Here is a 14,559-nt window from a genome sequence, read left to right on the forward strand (position 1 = left end):
TCGAACCGACGACCGTTGAAAAGGCAGGAGAAAACTCGACCATGCCCGAGGACTCGAACCACCACGCTCGGCTCACTCCTCTTCTGGGCACCATTCTTTCCCAAGGCTTCAGAGCCTGGGACTGGCGGAAAACCAAGACTTTCTACCAACGTCACCGTGCGGAACGCGCGATGACGAGGTCTTGGCCTATCCCGCCGCCATGGCCGCCCACGCGCGCGCTTTCCCCCTTCTGAAGCTGACGGACCCATATTGGCGTCAGGCGACGATCATCCCGTCACGTACCGGGGTGGATTGTGCGCGTGCGAAAGCAGGATCGGCTTCGACCGCCTCGCCGACGATCAGCATGGCGGGATCATGCGCGCTGATCGCCTCGACCAGAAAGGCCAGCGAGGACAGACGCCCCCGGATGATGCGCTCATTGGGCAGCGAGGCGTTGACCACGACCAGCACCGGCGTGTCGGGGCTACGCCCGGCGGCGACGAGCTGCTGGGCGACCGTCGCGGCGGCGGCGCGGCCCATATAGATGGCGAGTGTCGAATTGGCGGCGGCCAGCGCTGGCCAGTCGAGATCGAGCGTCGCGCCCGCCTGCGCATGGGCCGTGACCAAGGTCAGGCGACGCGCCACGCCGCGTAGCGTCAGGCTGGTCCCCGCCGAGGCGACAGCCGCGCTGGCGGCGGTGATGCCGGGGCATATGCGCGCCGATACGCCCGCCGCGCGGCAGGCGGTGACTTCCTCCGCCGTGCGCCCGAAGATCGCCGGGTCGCCGCCCTTCAGCCGGACGACGCGCTTGCCCTCCAGCGCTGCCGTAACGATCAGCGCGTCGATGGTGCGCTGATCCTTGGAATGACGACCGGAGCGCTTGCCGACGCTGATCCGCTCGGCACCGGGCGCGATCAGGTCGAGGACACCGGGGCCGACCAGCGCGTCGTAGAAGACGATGTCGGCGGCGGCGATCAGCCGCTCGGCCTTGCGGGTCAGCAGATCGGGATCGCCCGGCCCAGCGCCGACCAGCCAGACCGAACCGGCGGGAAAATCGTCATGCAGCATGGATATTCTCCTCGGCGAGCAGGCGGGCGAGCGCGGGGCGGCAGGATCCGCAATTGGTGCCCGCCCCCAAGGCGGCTCCGATCGCGGCGACATCGGCCAGCCGCTGGTCGCGAATTGCCGCGACGATGGTGCGCATCCCGATATCGAAACAGGCGCAGACGATGGCGCCGCGATCCGCCTGAACCCCCGGCGCGCGTCCGGCGAGCAGGGTCGGCGCGGCTTCCGCCTCGGTCAGTTGTCCGATCAGCCAGTCACGGGCGGGCAATTCGCCGCTCTCGGTCACGAACAGCGCGGCGACCAGCCGTCCGCCCGACAGGATCGCGATCCGCCTGGTGCCGCGCGCGGCGTCGATCGCCTCGATCCGCTCGCCGCCGGGCAGGCTCGCCTCCAGCTTCACCGGATCGCCATCGCCCGCCAACTCCCACAGGCTGCCCGCCGGAACCGCGACGCGCGTCGCCCAAAGACATTTGGGCGGGCGCACCGGCTCGCCCGCGACGATCAGGAAGCCGCGCCAGCGCGTCGCCACCGCCGCCAGCCGCGCCGGGGTTTCCTTGAAGCCCGGCTGGCCCGAGACCGGATCGACCAGCGGACGCGGCAACAGGCCGGTGCGACCGCCGCTCGACGTTCGGTCGGTCCAGTGGATCGGGGTGAAGATCTCGCCCTTTCGCTGCGCAGGCGTCACGCGCACGCGGTAGAGGCTGTCGCCCTGCGGCGTCGCCACCCGCGCCAGTCCGCCATCGGTGACGCCCAGCCCTGTGGCATCGTCGGGATGCACCTCGACCAGCGGCTCCTCGCGGTGCCGGGCGAGCTTGGGGGCCAGGCCGGTGCGGGTCATGCTGTGCCACTGGTCGCGGTAACGCCCGGTATTGAGCGTCAGCGGCCAGGCGGCGAGCGGCCCCGAAATCGCCTTTTGCGTCACCGTCACCAGCCGCGCGCGACCATCGGGGGTCGGGAAACGGCTATCGGCAAAGGGCGTACCGCCCCAGCGGAACGGCGTCATCGCGTCATAGTCCGCATTGCCCGCGCTCGACCGGCCGGGCAGCGCGAAGAGGCGCGCGCCGTCATTCTCATAGGCCGACAACCGGCAATGCTCGCGCCAGATCTCGGCGGGGCGGTCATAGGCGAACGCGGTCTTCCACCCCATGCGGCGACCGACTTCCTTGACGATCCACCAGTCGGGCTTGGCCTCGCCGGGCAGCGGGAACAGCGCGCGCTGGCGGCTGATCGTGCGATCCGAATTGGTGACGGTCCCGTCCTTCTCACCCCAGGCGGCGGCGGGCAGGCGGACATGGGCATGAGCCGAGGTGTCGGTGTCGGCGATCACGTCGCTGACCACCACGAAGGGACAGGCGGCCAGCGCCTCGCGCACCCTGCCCGCGTCGGGCATCGACACGGCGGGGTTGGTCGCCATCACCCAGAGCGCCTTGATCCGCCCCTCGCCGACCGCCCGGAACAGGTCGACGGCCTTGAGACCCGGCTTGTCCGCAATGGTCGGCGCGGCCCAGAAGCGCTGGACGCGCGCGCGATTGTCGGGGGCGAAGTCCATATGCGCGGCCAGCGTCGAGGCCAGCCCGCCCACCTCGCGCCCGCCCATCGCATTGGGCTGTCCGGTGATCGAAAAGGGCTGCGCGCCGGGCTTGCCGATCCGCCCCGTCGCGAGATGCACGTTCAGGATCGCATTGACCTGATCGGTGCCGGTCAGCGACTGGTTCACCCCCTGGCTGAACAGGGTGACGGTGCGCGGGGTGGCGGCGAACAGCTCGTAGAAGCGGCGGAGGTCGGCGGGCGTGAGGTCGCAGGTCCTGGCCACCGACCAGAGATCGCTGCCCTCGCTCACCCGCTCCCAGAAATCGGCCGGAACCGACAGATGATCGGCGAGGAACCCGGCGTCGAGCACCCCCGCCTCGCGGCACCAGCCGAGCAGGCCGTTCATCAGCGCCACGTCGCTGCCCGGGCGCAGCGGGAGGTGCAGGTCGGCTTCCTCCGCCGTCTCGGTGCGGCGCGGGTCGATGACGACCAGCTTGGCGCCCGCATCGCACCGGGCGCGGATGCGTTGATAGACGATGGGGTGGCACCAGGCGGTGTTGCTGCCGACCAGGACGATCAGGTCGGCGGCGTCGATGTCTTCGTAGGACGCGGGCACGATGTCCTCGCCGAACGCGCGGGTGTGACCCGCCACCGCGCTGGACATGCAGAGCCGCGAATTGGTGTCGATGTTCGCCGAGCCGATGAACCCCTTCATCAGCTTGTTGGCGACATAATAGTCCTCGGTCAGCAGCTGGCCGGAGACGTAGAAGGCGACGCTGTCGGGGCCATGCTGCGCGATGGTGTCGCGGAAGCGTTTGGCGACCAGGTCGAGCGCCTTGTCCCAGCTGGCGCGGCGCTTGCCGATCATGGGGTGCAGCAGGCGACCTTCCAGGCCGACCGTATCGCCCAGATGCGTGCCCTTGGAACAGAGCTTGCCGCGATTGGCGGGGTGGTCGGGGTCGCCCTCGATGCGGACGGAGCGGTCGCCGGTGACGGTCGCACGGATGCCGCAGCCGACGCCGCAATAGGCGCAGGTGGTGCGGATCATAGATCCTCCCCGGCACGGGGAGGGGGACCAGCGAAGCTGGTGGAGGGGGCGTGCGGCGGGGCGACAACGGCAATATGAATGGCGCAGCCTTTGCGGCGCCCCCCCTCCACCATGCTGCGCATGGTCCCCCTCCCCGTGCCGGGGAGGATCCTCACGCCGCCGCCTTCAGGGTGCTGGCGCGGCAGATCAGCACGCGGCCGCCGCTGATCTTCACCGGCACGACCGGGGTACATCCCTTGTCCTCGCCCAGCGCTTCCCCGGTGCTCAGCGAAATCCGCCAATTGTGCAGCGGACACGCCACCGCGCCGCCATGGACGATGCCCTGGCTCAGCCGCCCATGTTTGTGCGGACAGCGGTCGAGCAGCGCGAAGACCTTGTTCTCGCCGGTGCGGAAGACGGCGATGTCGTTTCCGCCCTCGACCTGCACGGTGCGGCTGCCGCGCACCGGGATTTCGTTGACCCAGCCGATATCGAGCCATTCGCCAATCATGCCATCTCTCCAACGGGCTGGAAGCGCGCCATCGGCGCGTGGATTTCGCGTTCCTCGCCCGCGACGCGCGCGGCCCAGGGATCGTCTTGCGAGAATTGCTGGGAGAAGAAGAAGCGGCGGGCGAGTTCGGCTCGCTCGTCCGCGTCGGGCAGGAGGCGCGACTGGATATAGGCGAGGCCGACCCGCTCGATCCACGGCGCGGTGCGTTCCAGATAGCGCGCCTCCTCGCGATAGAGCTGGACGAAGGCGGCGCACATCTCCATCGCCTCGGCCTCGGTCGCGACCTTGCAGAGCAGATCGGTCGCTCGAACCTTGATCCCGCCATTGCCGCCGACATGGAGTTCATAGCCAGAGTCGACGCAGACCACGCCGAAATCCTTGATCGTCGCCTCGGCACAGTTGCGCGGGCAGCCGCTGACCGCGATCTTGAACTTGTGCGGCATCCACGAGCCCCAGGTCGCGCGCTCCAGCTTGACGCCCAGCCCGGTCGAATCCTGCGTACCGAAGCGGCACCATTCGGAGCCGACACAGGTCTTCACGGTGCGCAAGCTCTTGCCGTACGCATGGCCGCTGACCATCCCGGCGGCGTTGAGATCGGCCCAGACGGCGGGCAGGTCTTCCTTCCTGATGCCGAAGATGTCCAGCCGCTGGCCGCCCGTCACCTTGACCATCGGCGCGTTGAACTTCTCGACCACATCGGCGATCGCGCGCAGCTCCTTGGGGCTGGTGATCCCGCCCCACATGCGCGGGACGACCGAATAGGTGCCATCCTTCTGGATGTTGGCGTGCATGCGTTCGTTGACGAAGCGGCTCTGCTGATCGTCGACATACTCACCGGGCAGCGCGCAGAGCAGATAGTAATTGAGCGCGGGGCGGCAGGACGAACAGCCGTCCGGGGTCGACCAGTGCAGCTTCTGCATCACCTCGGGGATCGAGCGCATGTCCTGCGCGACGATCTCGCGGCGGACATCGTCGTGACCGAAGCTGGTGCATTTGCACATCGTCTTCGGCCCCGCCTCGACCTCGTCGCCCAGGGTGAGCGCGAGCAGCGTTTCGACCAGCCCGGTGCACGAGCCGCAGCTCGCCGACGCCTTGCAGGTGGCGCGGACCGCATCCAGGCTGTGCGCACCCTTGGCGATGCACGAGACGACCTGGCCCTTGGTGACGCCGTTGCAGCCGCAAATCTCCGCCGTGTCGGAGAGCGCCGCAACGGCCGCCTTAGGGTCCGCCTGCCCCCCTCCCGAGGCGAAGGCCTGGCCGAAGATCAGGGCGTCGCGAATGGCGCCGACGCTCTCGCCCTTTTTCAGCAGGTCGAAATACCAGTTGCCGTCGGCGGTGTCGCCGTAGAGCACCGCGCCGACGATGCGGTCGTCCTTGACCACGACCCGCTTGTAAATGCCGCGACTGGCATCGCGCAGCACGATGTCCTCCGCGCCGTCGCCGCCGCCGAAATCGCCCGCCGAGAAGACGTCGAGACCAGCGACCTTCAACTTGGTCGCGGTGGCGGTGGGGCGATAGCCGCTGGGTGCGCCGGTCAGCGCATCGGCCAGGCTGCGGCACATGTCCCAGAGCGGCGCGACCAGGCCATAGACCTGCCCGTCATGCTCGACGCACTCGCCGACTGCCAGGATGCGGGGATCGCTGGTGACCATATGGTCGTCCACCTTGATCCCGCGCCCGACATCGAGTCCCGCCGCGCGGGCGAGCGCGACCGAAGGACGGATGCCGACCGCCATCACGACCAGATCGGCGGGGATCTCGCGACCGTCCTTCAGGCGGATCGCCTCCACCTTTCCATCGCCCAGGATCGCGGCGGTGTCCGCGCCGGTCAGCACGGTCTGCCCCCGCGCCTCCAGCGCCTGTTTCAGCAGCCAGCCCGCCGCCTCGTCCAGCTGCCGCTCCATCAGCGTCGGCATCAAATGGAGGACGGTGACGGTCATTCCCCGAAGCGACAGGCCATGCGCCGCCTCCAGCCCGAGCAGACCACCGCCGATCACCACCGCGCTGCCGCCCCGCTCGGCGGCGGCGAGCATATGCTCGACATCCTTCATGTCGCGGAAGCTGATGACGCCGGGCAGGTCGTGGCCGGGCACCGGAATGATGAACGGGTCGGAGCCGGTCGCGATCAGCAGCCGGTCATAGTCCAGCACCATGCCGCTCTTGGCGGTGACGGTGCGGCCCACGCGGTCGATCGCGGTGACGGGATCGCCGCTGACCAGCGTGATGCCGTTATCGGCATACCAGTCGAGCCCGTTGATGACGATCTCGTCGAACGTCTTTTCCCCCGCCAGCACCGGCGACAGCATGATCCGGTTGTAATTCACCAGCGGCTCGGCACCGAAGATGGTGATCTGGTAGCGGGCGGGATCGCGGGCCAGCAGTTCCTCGACCGCGCGGCATCCGGCCATGCCGTTGCCGATGACGATCAAGTGTTCCCGGGCTTCGCCCGCTGGCAGGTGCTCGCGGGTATCGGTCGCCGCGACGACGGGGCGATGTTCCATCAGATGGTCCAGTCCAGTTGCAGCCAAAGCTTTTGGGTGTCCGCACCAAAGCGATCCGCCTGATAATCGGCGTAGCGCAGCGAGGCGGTGGTGCGACCGATCTTGCCCTGCGCCAGCAGGTCGATCTCGTTGCCGTAATGGCGGATCAGCCGGTCGCTTTCGAAGCGGTGCCAGACGGCGGACAGGCTGACCGCCTTGACCGGGCCGACCTGTTTCCAGCCCCAGCCGGTGCTGGCGTACAGGTCGCGGATGCCGTCGGCCGGCGTGGTGGTGAACTTGTCGGCCCAGCCCTGAAACTTGAAGATCGAGGACAGCGGCGTCTGAAAGCTGGTCAATGCCTGGCCCTTGTCCGCGCCCAACACTTCATAGCCCCCACCCAGACGCGGGCCGTTCAGGTCGAGCGCGAGGTCGGCCAGCCAGTAATCGGCCGAATAGCTGTTGGGGTTGCGGTGATAGTCCGACTGACGCGCCCAACTCGCCTGATAGGCGAGCTTCGCCTTGCCCAGCGACTGCGCGCCCGCCAGGCGCGTGCCATAGGTCTGGCTCGACAGGCGGAAGCCCTGCACCGCAGCCTCGTCCTCATCGATCAGATAGGCAAAACCGGTCAGCGTGCCGATCGGCGAGGCCCAGCCCAGATTGGCCAGCACCGTATTGCCGCCGACCGAGCGCGGCCGCACGCCGGTGCCATCGATGCCCCAGACGGTGCGCACGCCCCAGACATAGCTGACGTCCGCCTTCACGCCCTTTACGGGCACCAGCTCGACCCGCACCGCGTCGAAGGTCTGGCCATTGTTGCGGATCTGCGCGGCACCGACGAAGCGTTCGTCGTCCAGAGCGATACGCTGCCGCCCGGCCGTCAGAGTGAAGGGATCGCTCTTATACTGGATCTGCGCGCGGTAGAGGCCGATGCTTTGCGGATCGCCGATCAGCGGGCGATTGGGGTCTGGGTGCACGCCGTCGAAATAGTCCGGGACGATCGCCAGATTGCCTTGCGCCTCGGCCAGCGCCGACCATCGGCCGGTCGTCGCGACCAGTCCGGTACGGATGCGGGCGGTCACCGCATCCGCCTTTTGGGGCAGGCCGTCCTGGTCCACCTGCTCCCAGCGCAGCCGGGCTTCGGCCAGCGGCTTCAGCGTCACCGTCTGCGCGGCAAGCGGGCTCGCGGCGAGAACCGGGGCGGAGAGCAGGAGAAGGGTGGAAAGAGCGCGCATGTTCAGATCCGTACGGTTCCGGCGGCCGCCCAATCGCGCCGCCAACGGGTCTTCACTAGCGTCAGTCCGGTTACTGCCACGCTAGCGAGCGCGGCGAAGATCAGGAAACCGGGGGCGAAGCTGCCCGTCCACTGCTTGGCGAAACCCAGTGAGGAGGCGAGGTAGAAGCCGCCGATGCCGCCAGCCATGCCGACCAGACCGGTCATGACGCCAATCTCCGCCCCGAAACGCTGCGGGACCAGCTGGAACACCGATCCGTTACCGACCCCCAGCGCGAGCATCGACAGGACGAACAGGGCCAGCGACGCGGCGAACCCGTCGACCAGCGCGACCCCGACCAGCGTGGCGGCAGCGGCCAGGAACACGACGGTCAGCGCCTTCACGCCGCCGATCGCATCGGCGAGCGCACCGCCCATCGGTCGCACCAGCGATCCGGCGAAGACGCAGGCCGCCGTGGCGTAACCCGCCTGTACCGGGGTCAGCCCGAACCGGTCGGTGAAATAGATGGGCAGGCTGGCGGCGAGCCCGACGAACCCACCGAACGTGACGGCGTAAAAGCCCATCAGCCACCAGGCATCGGCCTGTTTCAACGGCGCCAGATATTCGACCAGACGACGTGGGCTCGGCGCGCCCGGCGCATCCTTGGCCATGACCATATAGGCGAAGAAGACGAGGGTGAGCGGAAGGCAGGACAGGCCCAGCACCGCGTTCCAGCCGAACAGCTTGGCCAGCGCCGGTGCGAACAGCGCGGCCAGCACCGTACCCGAATTGCCCATGCCGGCGAGGCCCATCGCCTTGCCCTGATGCTCGGCCGGGTACCAGCGGCTGGCGAGCGGCAGCGCGATGGCGAAGCTGGCGCCTGCAAAGCCCAGGATCACGCCCAGCGCCAGCGTACCGCCAAAGCTGTTCACCCCCAGCACCCAAGCCGAGAAGAGCCCGCCGATGACGATCAGTTGGCTGATCGCGCCTGCCCGCTTCGGCCCGATCCGGTCGACGAGCAGGCCGTTGACTACGCGCAGCACCGCGCCCGCCAGCGTCGGCACCGCCACCATCACGCCCTTTTCGGCAGGGGTCAGCGACAGGCTGGTGGCGATCTGCGGCGCCAGCGGGCCGAGCAAGACCCAGACCATGAAGGCCAGATCGAAATACAGGAACGCGGCGATCAGGGTCGGCGTATGGCCGCTCGCCCAGAAGCCGCCGTCCTCCCCCGCTTTCGCCGTCTTGCCGTCGTCCCAGAATGCCGTTGCCATCGTGCCGCCTCCCTAGGGTCGCTGGGACCCGAAACGAAAAAAGCCGCCAGGACGTGGACCCTTGGGTCCCATCCTGGCGGCTTCGTTGCCTCCAAACGGAACGCGGGGATCATCCCGCTTCCGCCAGCGCGCTACCCCGTCATTGGAGCGGCATCCGCTGCTATCTCGTGCCCGACGCCATTGCCGAACGAATCGAAAGTTGCCTGATTCGCGAGCCCCGCGCAAGAGGCTTTCGCAATCGCAGCAAATTCATCCTTCCCGGCACGAGTGGAAGGTGGAGGGGGATCACCGCACGGCATGACCGTGGTGGAAGCCCCCCTCCACCCCCGCTACGCGGCGGTCCCCCTCCCCGTGCCGGGGAGGATCGTTACGGCAAATCTCTCAAATACCCCGGAATATCATCCGGGTCGAACGCCCGCCCGTCGAAGAACCGGTCACTCCCCAACACCAATCGCCCTTGCGTCGACCCCGCCCCGATCGGCCCGACCAGCGCGCCCTCCAGCTTGGAGCTCGCGCCGGGCAGCGGCGCCCCCGAGCCCGCCAGCGCGGCGCGGTACAGGTCGGGCCGGAACACGCCCTGCGCGGTCGTGGCGTCCGCGCTCGAAAAGGACCGCCCCTCCCATCGCACCATCTGCGCATAGAGCCAGCCCGCCTGGCTGCGCCACGGGAAGTTCGCCGCCTCGCGATATTGGAACATGAAGTCGGGATAATGGACCGGCTCGCCGCCCGGCACCACGCGGATGCGGTCGGTGATCGCGCGCAGGATCGCATCGACGGGCGCGTCGAGATAAGCGGTGCGCGACAGGATTTCGGCGCTCTGTTCGACCGTCTCGGGGTCGACGAAATGCGCCGCCGCCGCGTGCAGCGCGCGGATCAACCGCAGCACCGCGTCGCGCCGCTCCTCGGCCTGGTCGGCGCGCATCGCCAGCACCTTTTCGACGCCGCGTCGCCAGATCTGCGCGGTAGCCAGCGCGATGCGCCCGACGCCGCGATCGACCGCGATCGAGTTCCACGGCTCGCCGACGCAGATGCCGTCCACCTCGCCCGCCGCCAGCGCATCGGCGGCGAAGGGCGGGCTGGTCACGACGATATCGACATCCACATCCGGCCGGATGCCGACCCCCGCCAGCCAGTAGCGCAGCATGTAATTATGGCTGGAATGGCGATGCACCACGCCGAAGCGCAACCGCTGCCGCGCCGCCACCGCGCGCAAGGCCGCCCCCACCGCGACCGGATCGCCCAGCCCCTCGCCCAGCCCGCACGCCTCGCCCAGCGCGGTCGAGAAGGTGATCGCATTGCCGTTCAGCCCCAGGACGAAGGGCACCGCCATCGGCACCGCTGGGCGGTCCCGGCCCAGCGCGGTCGCGATGGCGAGCGGCGCCACCATATGCGCGGCATCGCTATGCCCATAGAGCAGCCGGTCGCGCACCGCCGCCCAGGTGACGTCGCGGACCATCTCGATGGCGACGCCTTGGTCCTCGGCAAAGCCCAGTTCGCGCGCCAATATGGGCAGCGCGGCGTCGACCAGCGGCACGAAGCCGATGCGGAAGCGGTCGAGACTCATGGCAAATCTCCCATCAGCGCCTCGCTGGTCACGATCGCCTCGGCCACCTCGGCGATCCGCCGGTTCGACTGCATTGCATGGCCGCGCAGCAGCGCATAGGCGGCGGGTTCGTCGATCCCGCGCCGCCGCATCAGGATCGCCTTGGCCCGGTCGACGATCTGGCGGTCGGCCAGCGCGGTCTTCGCCTCGGCCAGTTCGGCCTGCAGCCGCGAAAAGGCCTGGAAGCGGCGGATCGCCACGTCCAACACCGGCTTGATCCGCTGCTTGGCGAGGCCATCGACGACATAGGCCGACACGCCCGCATCGACCGCCGCCAGCGCACTTTCGGCATCCGACTGGTCGACGAACATCGCGATCGGCCGGTCGAGCGCGCGCGACATGGCGAAGAAATCCTCGAGCAGGTCGCGGCCGGGATTTTCCAGATTGATGAGCACCACCTCGGGCGCGCACGCCTCGATCTGGCGGACGATCGGCCCGGCGGGGTCGATCAGCACTTGGTCGTCCAATCCGGCCTCGCGCAGTCCCTCGGCGATGATCGCCGCGCGCGTCGTGCTGGTGTCGATGATCGCGATCCTCACGACTGAGGTGACTAACCCCAAAGCCGCGCGTCATCCACCCCGGACGATGACGCGGGCCATGACGATTTTCTCATAAATTGCGGCCGCCGGGTGTTGCCATGCTGCCTCCCATACGTATGAGACGTTGCAACATACCACATGACCGGATGTCCCGATGGCCGTCGCCGACCGTTTCCTTTGTCGTTTCCGCCTTGCTGCCTTGGGGCTTGCGATGGCCTTGTGTGCCATGCCTCTCACTCTCACCGCGCAGGAGGTCGAGGACGGCGAGACGGCGGAAAAGCGGTCGGACATCGTGGTCCTCGGCACCCGCCGCTCGGTCGACCGCACCCTGTCCTCCGACCCCGCCACCGCGCGCATGTCGCAGTCCAGCCGTTCGCTGGAGCAGGACGTGTTGCAGGCGGCGGGCACCTATCGCTTGAACGACGCGCTGGAACTGGTCAGCGGCTTCAGCCAACAGAATAATCGCGGCGGCGTGCTCGACAATTTCGCGATTCGCGGCTTCCTCGGCACGCCGGACGGCGGCGCGGAATTCTATGTCGACGGCTTCATCGCCAATCGCGGCATGGTGCCGCCGCGCGACCCCGCCACGGTCGAGCGGATCGAGGTGCTGAAAGGCCCGGCGGGCGCGATCTTCGGCGATGTCGATCCGGGCGGCCGGGTGAACATCGTCTCCAAGATACCGCGCTTCACCCCCTCCGCGCGGCTGACCGCGACCTACGGCTCGTTCGACACCCGCCGGGTCGAGGCGGATGCGACCGGTCCGCTGTCCGACACCTTCGCCGCGCGGATCGTCGTCGCGGCCGAGGATAGCGATGGCTGGCGCGACACGGTGTCGCTCAAACGACGGGTGGTGTCGCCCTCGCTCACCTGGCGACCCAGCGACTCGCTGCGCCTGACCTATCTGGCCGAGTTCATGCAGTTCGACACGCCGTTCGATCGCGGCATCCCGGCGGTGGGCGACGATGCCAACGCCCTGCCCCGCTCCAACTATTACGGCGAGCCGTCCAATGGCCTCACCCGATTCCGCAACGAACGGCATCAGCTGACCGGGCTGGCCCAACTGGGCGGCGGCTGGACGCTGAACGGCGGGATCGTCTGGCGGACCGGCTCGCTCAAGGGCTTTTCGGCGGACCAGTCGCGCATCGTCGGCACCCAGGTCTGGCGCCAGCGCCGCTCACGCGACTTCGTGATCGACGATCTCGCCGCGCGGCTGGAGCTGGCGGGCACGGTCGGTCGGCACCAGCTGAGCATCGGCATCAAGGGCTATCGCATGACCTATGGCGAGCGCTGGATGCGGCGCAATCCGTCGGCGGCGGCCCCTTATGCGGTCGATCTCTACGATCCGGCATCGAGTTATGGCGGCACCGCCGCGCCGCTTTTGCCCTTCACCAACAATGACGAGAATCGCTGGGCGGGCACGCTGTACGTCCAGGATATGTGGGCGGTGACCGACCGGCTGACCTTGGTCGGCGGCGCGCGGGTCGATCCCTATCGGCAAAAGATCGTCAACAACCGCACCGGCGGCGTCGGCCAGATCGTCGACCAGCCGGTGAAGTTCCGGGCGGGCGTCCGCTATGTGGTGGACGACCATATCTCGGTCCATGCGAATTGGGGCGAATCCTTCCTGCTCAACTCGGGCACCGGCCGCACCGGCGAGGGTTTCCAGCCAGAGGAAGCGTGCGGTTACGAAGTCGGCATCGCGGGCCGCTGGGCCGGGCTGGACCTGGGCATGACCTGGTTCGACATCGCCAAGAGCAATATCCTGACCACCGATCCGGTCGACCCCGGCTTCAACGCGCCGGTCGGCCGGATGAACAGCCGGGGGATCGAGGCCGACGCCTCGCTGCGCCTCGCCCGCCGGTGGCAGGTGATCGCCAACTATGCCTGGGTCCATGCCCGCAACGACGACCAGAGTTTCGCGACGCCAGCGGTGCTGGGCGTGCCCGCGCATTCGGGGACGGTGCTGGTCGTCCACCAGCTGCCCATCGCCGGACGCGACTGGCAGCTGAGCGGCGGCCTCGCTTATGTCGGCGACCGCGCAGGCTCGCTCGACGCGACGCCACTGGTCCTGCCCGCCTATGTGAAGGCCAAGGCGGCGGTCGAAGTTCCCGTCGCCGACCGGCTGCGTTTTCGGCTGGAGGCGGACAATCTGTTCGACGCACGCTATGCGGCCAGTTCGTACAGCCGTTTGTGGATCTATCCCGGCCCGCCAAGGACGGTCCGCGCGTCGTTGCGGGTGGAGATCTGAAAAATCCTCCCCGGCACGGGGAGGTGGCAGGCCGCAAGGCCTGACGGAGGGGGCTTTCCGCAGGGGATGTCCTATGCGGCGCACCCCCTCCACCAGCTTCGCTGGTCCCCCTCCCCGTGCCGGGGAGGATTGTGATCACCCCGCCAAATGAACCATCGCGCCCCCTCTGCGTAGCCACCCCGCCACGTCACGTTCCGGGAATGCCGCGATGAATCACGCCCATCTGCCACGACCACCGCTGATCCTGGGGGCGGCCGGTGTCCTGCCGCCGCTGCTCTGCGTCGCGCTGGCGCTGGTCGACCCAACCCTGATCCTGCCCGCGACGATCGGCGGAGGGCTCTATGCCGCGCTGATCCTGTCCTTCCTGGGCGGCATGTGGTGGATGGAGGCGTTGCTTCGCCGCGACGATCGGGGCTGGCCCTATCTGGTCGCGGTTCTGCCCAGCCTGATCGGATGGGCATTGCTGTTGCCGCCGCTGCTGGCGGGCGGATCGATCCGCCTCGCGCTGATCCTGCTCGGGCTGGTCATCATGGTCACGCCGCTGGTCGACCTAAGGGTCGGTACGGCGATGCGCACCATCACCGGCTGGGCAAGGCTGCGCTGGGCCTTGTCGCTGGGATTGGGCGGGCTGACCCTGATCCTGGGCCTTATCGCGCCGCGCTGATGCCTCAGGCGGTTTCGTCGCGGGGCACGGGACCGGGCGCCCGCGCCTCGTCCTGTTCGCGCGCCTGAGCCTTTCGCCGCTTCAGATTTTCCCGGAGCGCCGCCGCCAGCCGCTCCGCGCGTTCGTCCTTTGCCATGACATTTCGCATAATCCGTCCAAAGGTCGCTTGACAATGCCCGCCCGATCGTCTCTAGGCGCGCTTCCGCGGTGAAACGCGAGTGCTGCCGTAGCTCAGTGGTAGAGCGCATCCTTGGTAAGGCTGAGGTCGTGAGTTCAATCCTCACCGGCAGCACCATTTTTCAATAACTTATCTACCCTTCGGGGATTATCGCAGATTCGGGTCACAACCCGGTCACATCGATAGACGGCACCGTTGCGGGTGATCGCCAGGATCATCCGTCATTCGATCGGGTCGGATCCCGCGGGCTTGC

12 protein-coding genes and 1 tRNA gene are annotated in these 14,559 nt (G+C 68.2%); 4 read left to right on the forward strand and 9 right to left on the reverse strand.

Annotation, left to right across the window (positions count from 1 at the left end; translation table 11 throughout):
• Window positions 1-233, forward strand: a 233-nt coding sequence (locus tag GGR45_RS19560; RefSeq protein ID WP_221235838.1) for a hypothetical protein, incomplete at its 5' end; no start/stop codon positions are given.
• A 22-nt stretch (window positions 234-255) separates the two neighbouring features.
• On the opposite strand, the gene cobA is transcribed toward GGR45_RS19560, so the two are convergent.
• From cobA to GGR45_RS17560, 8 genes are all read right to left on the reverse strand, one after another.
• The gene (gene cobA / locus GGR45_RS17525; protein WP_175310518.1) at window positions 256-1,047 is read right to left on the reverse strand and encodes a uroporphyrinogen-III C-methyltransferase; all 792 of its coding nucleotides are present in this window, start codon (window positions 1,045-1,047) and stop codon (window positions 256-258) included.
• Window positions 1,037-3,622 carry a nitrate reductase gene (locus GGR45_RS17530; protein ID WP_175310517.1) on the reverse strand — a complete coding sequence of 862 codons (2,586 nt, stop codon included), beginning with the start codon at window positions 3,620-3,622 and terminating at the stop codon, window positions 1,037-1,039. The genes cobA and GGR45_RS17530 overlap by 11 nt, the downstream gene beginning before the upstream one ends.
• A 151-nt stretch (window positions 3,623-3,773) precedes the next feature.
• A complete protein-coding gene (gene nirD, locus GGR45_RS17535) occupies window positions 3,774-4,112 on the reverse strand; it encodes a nitrite reductase small subunit NirD (protein WP_175310516.1) in 339 nt (112 codons plus the stop codon).
• A complete protein-coding gene (gene nirB, locus GGR45_RS17540; protein WP_175310515.1) occupies window positions 4,109-6,613 on the reverse strand; it encodes a nitrite reductase large subunit NirB in 2,505 nt (834 codons plus the stop codon). Before nirB ends, nirD begins: the two co-directional genes overlap by 4 nt.
• Window positions 6,613-7,824: an alginate export family protein gene (locus tag GGR45_RS17545; protein ID WP_175310514.1), complete on the reverse strand. Its 1,212-nt coding sequence runs from the start codon at window positions 7,822-7,824 to the stop codon at window positions 6,613-6,615. The genes nirB and GGR45_RS17545 overlap by 1 nt, the downstream gene beginning before the upstream one ends.
• A gap of 2 nt (window positions 7,825-7,826) precedes the next feature.
• A complete protein-coding gene (locus GGR45_RS17550; RefSeq protein ID WP_175310513.1) occupies window positions 7,827-9,074 on the reverse strand; it encodes a nitrate/nitrite transporter in 1,248 nt (415 codons plus the stop codon).
• Between the two features lie 367 nt (window positions 9,075-9,441).
• Window positions 9,442-10,638 (reverse strand): ABC transporter substrate-binding protein, encoded by a 1,197-nt coding sequence (locus tag GGR45_RS17555; RefSeq protein ID WP_175310512.1) that lies wholly within the window; start codon window positions 10,636-10,638, stop codon window positions 9,442-9,444.
• A complete protein-coding gene (locus GGR45_RS17560; protein WP_175310511.1) occupies window positions 10,635-11,216 on the reverse strand; it encodes an ANTAR domain-containing response regulator in 582 nt (193 codons plus the stop codon). The genes GGR45_RS17555 and GGR45_RS17560 overlap by 4 nt, the downstream gene beginning before the upstream one ends.
• 226 nt (window positions 11,217-11,442) lie before the next feature.
• Here GGR45_RS17560 and GGR45_RS17565 point away from each other — a divergent pair, with 226 nt between their 5' ends.
• Window positions 11,443-13,464, forward strand: a complete 2,022-nt coding sequence (locus GGR45_RS17565) for a TonB-dependent receptor (RefSeq protein WP_246358300.1) — start codon at window positions 11,443-11,445, stop codon at window positions 13,462-13,464.
• Window positions 13,465-13,672: 208 nt separating this feature from the next.
• A complete protein-coding gene (locus GGR45_RS17570) occupies window positions 13,673-14,128 on the forward strand; it encodes a DUF3429 domain-containing protein (protein ID WP_175310509.1) in 456 nt (151 codons plus the stop codon).
• A 4-nt stretch (window positions 14,129-14,132) separates the two neighbouring features.
• On the opposite strand, the gene GGR45_RS19870 is transcribed toward GGR45_RS17570, so the two are convergent.
• Window positions 14,133-14,264: a hypothetical protein gene (locus GGR45_RS19870; RefSeq protein ID WP_281394146.1), complete on the reverse strand. Its 132-nt coding sequence runs from the start codon at window positions 14,262-14,264 to the stop codon at window positions 14,133-14,135.
• Between the two features lie 84 nt (window positions 14,265-14,348).
• Between GGR45_RS19870 and GGR45_RS17575 the strand changes: the two genes are divergently transcribed.
• Window positions 14,349-14,423, forward strand: a tRNA-Thr gene (locus tag GGR45_RS17575).
• The last annotated feature ends 136 nt before the right edge of the window (window positions 14,424-14,559 follow it).

Origin of the sequence: Sphingomonas zeae (assembly GCF_014197135.1) — a bacterium.
GTDB lineage: Bacteria > Pseudomonadota > Alphaproteobacteria > Sphingomonadales > Sphingomonadaceae > Sphingomonas > Sphingomonas zeae.

Coding starts and splice junctions, on each gene's coding strand:
- GGR45_RS17570 (WP_175310509.1), top strand. CDS start 13,673: ATGAATCACGCCCATCTGCCACGACCACCGCTGATCCTGGGGGCGGCC.
- nirD (WP_175310516.1), bottom strand. CDS start 4,112: ATGATTGGCGAATGGCTCGATATCGGCTGGGTCAACGAAATCCCGGTG.
- GGR45_RS17555 (WP_175310512.1), bottom strand. CDS start 10,638: ATGAGTCTCGACCGCTTCCGCATCGGCTTCGTGCCGCTGGTCGACGCC.
- nirB (WP_175310515.1), bottom strand. CDS start 6,613: ATGGAACATCGCCCCGTCGTCGCGGCGACCGATACCCGCGAGCACCTG.
- GGR45_RS17550 (WP_175310513.1), bottom strand. CDS start 9,074: ATGGCAACGGCATTCTGGGACGACGGCAAGACGGCGAAAGCGGGGGAG.
- GGR45_RS17565 (WP_246358300.1), top strand. CDS start 11,443: ATGCCTCTCACTCTCACCGCGCAGGAGGTCGAGGACGGCGAGACGGCG.
- GGR45_RS17530 (WP_175310517.1), bottom strand. CDS start 3,622: ATGATCCGCACCACCTGCGCCTATTGCGGCGTCGGCTGCGGCATCCGT.
- cobA (WP_175310518.1), bottom strand. CDS start 1,047: ATGCTGCATGACGATTTTCCCGCCGGTTCGGTCTGGCTGGTCGGCGCT.
- GGR45_RS17545 (WP_175310514.1), bottom strand. CDS start 7,824: ATGCGCGCTCTTTCCACCCTTCTCCTGCTCTCCGCCCCGGTTCTCGCC.
- GGR45_RS19870 (WP_281394146.1), bottom strand. CDS start 14,264: ATGGCAAAGGACGAACGCGCGGAGCGGCTGGCGGCGGCGCTCCGGGAA.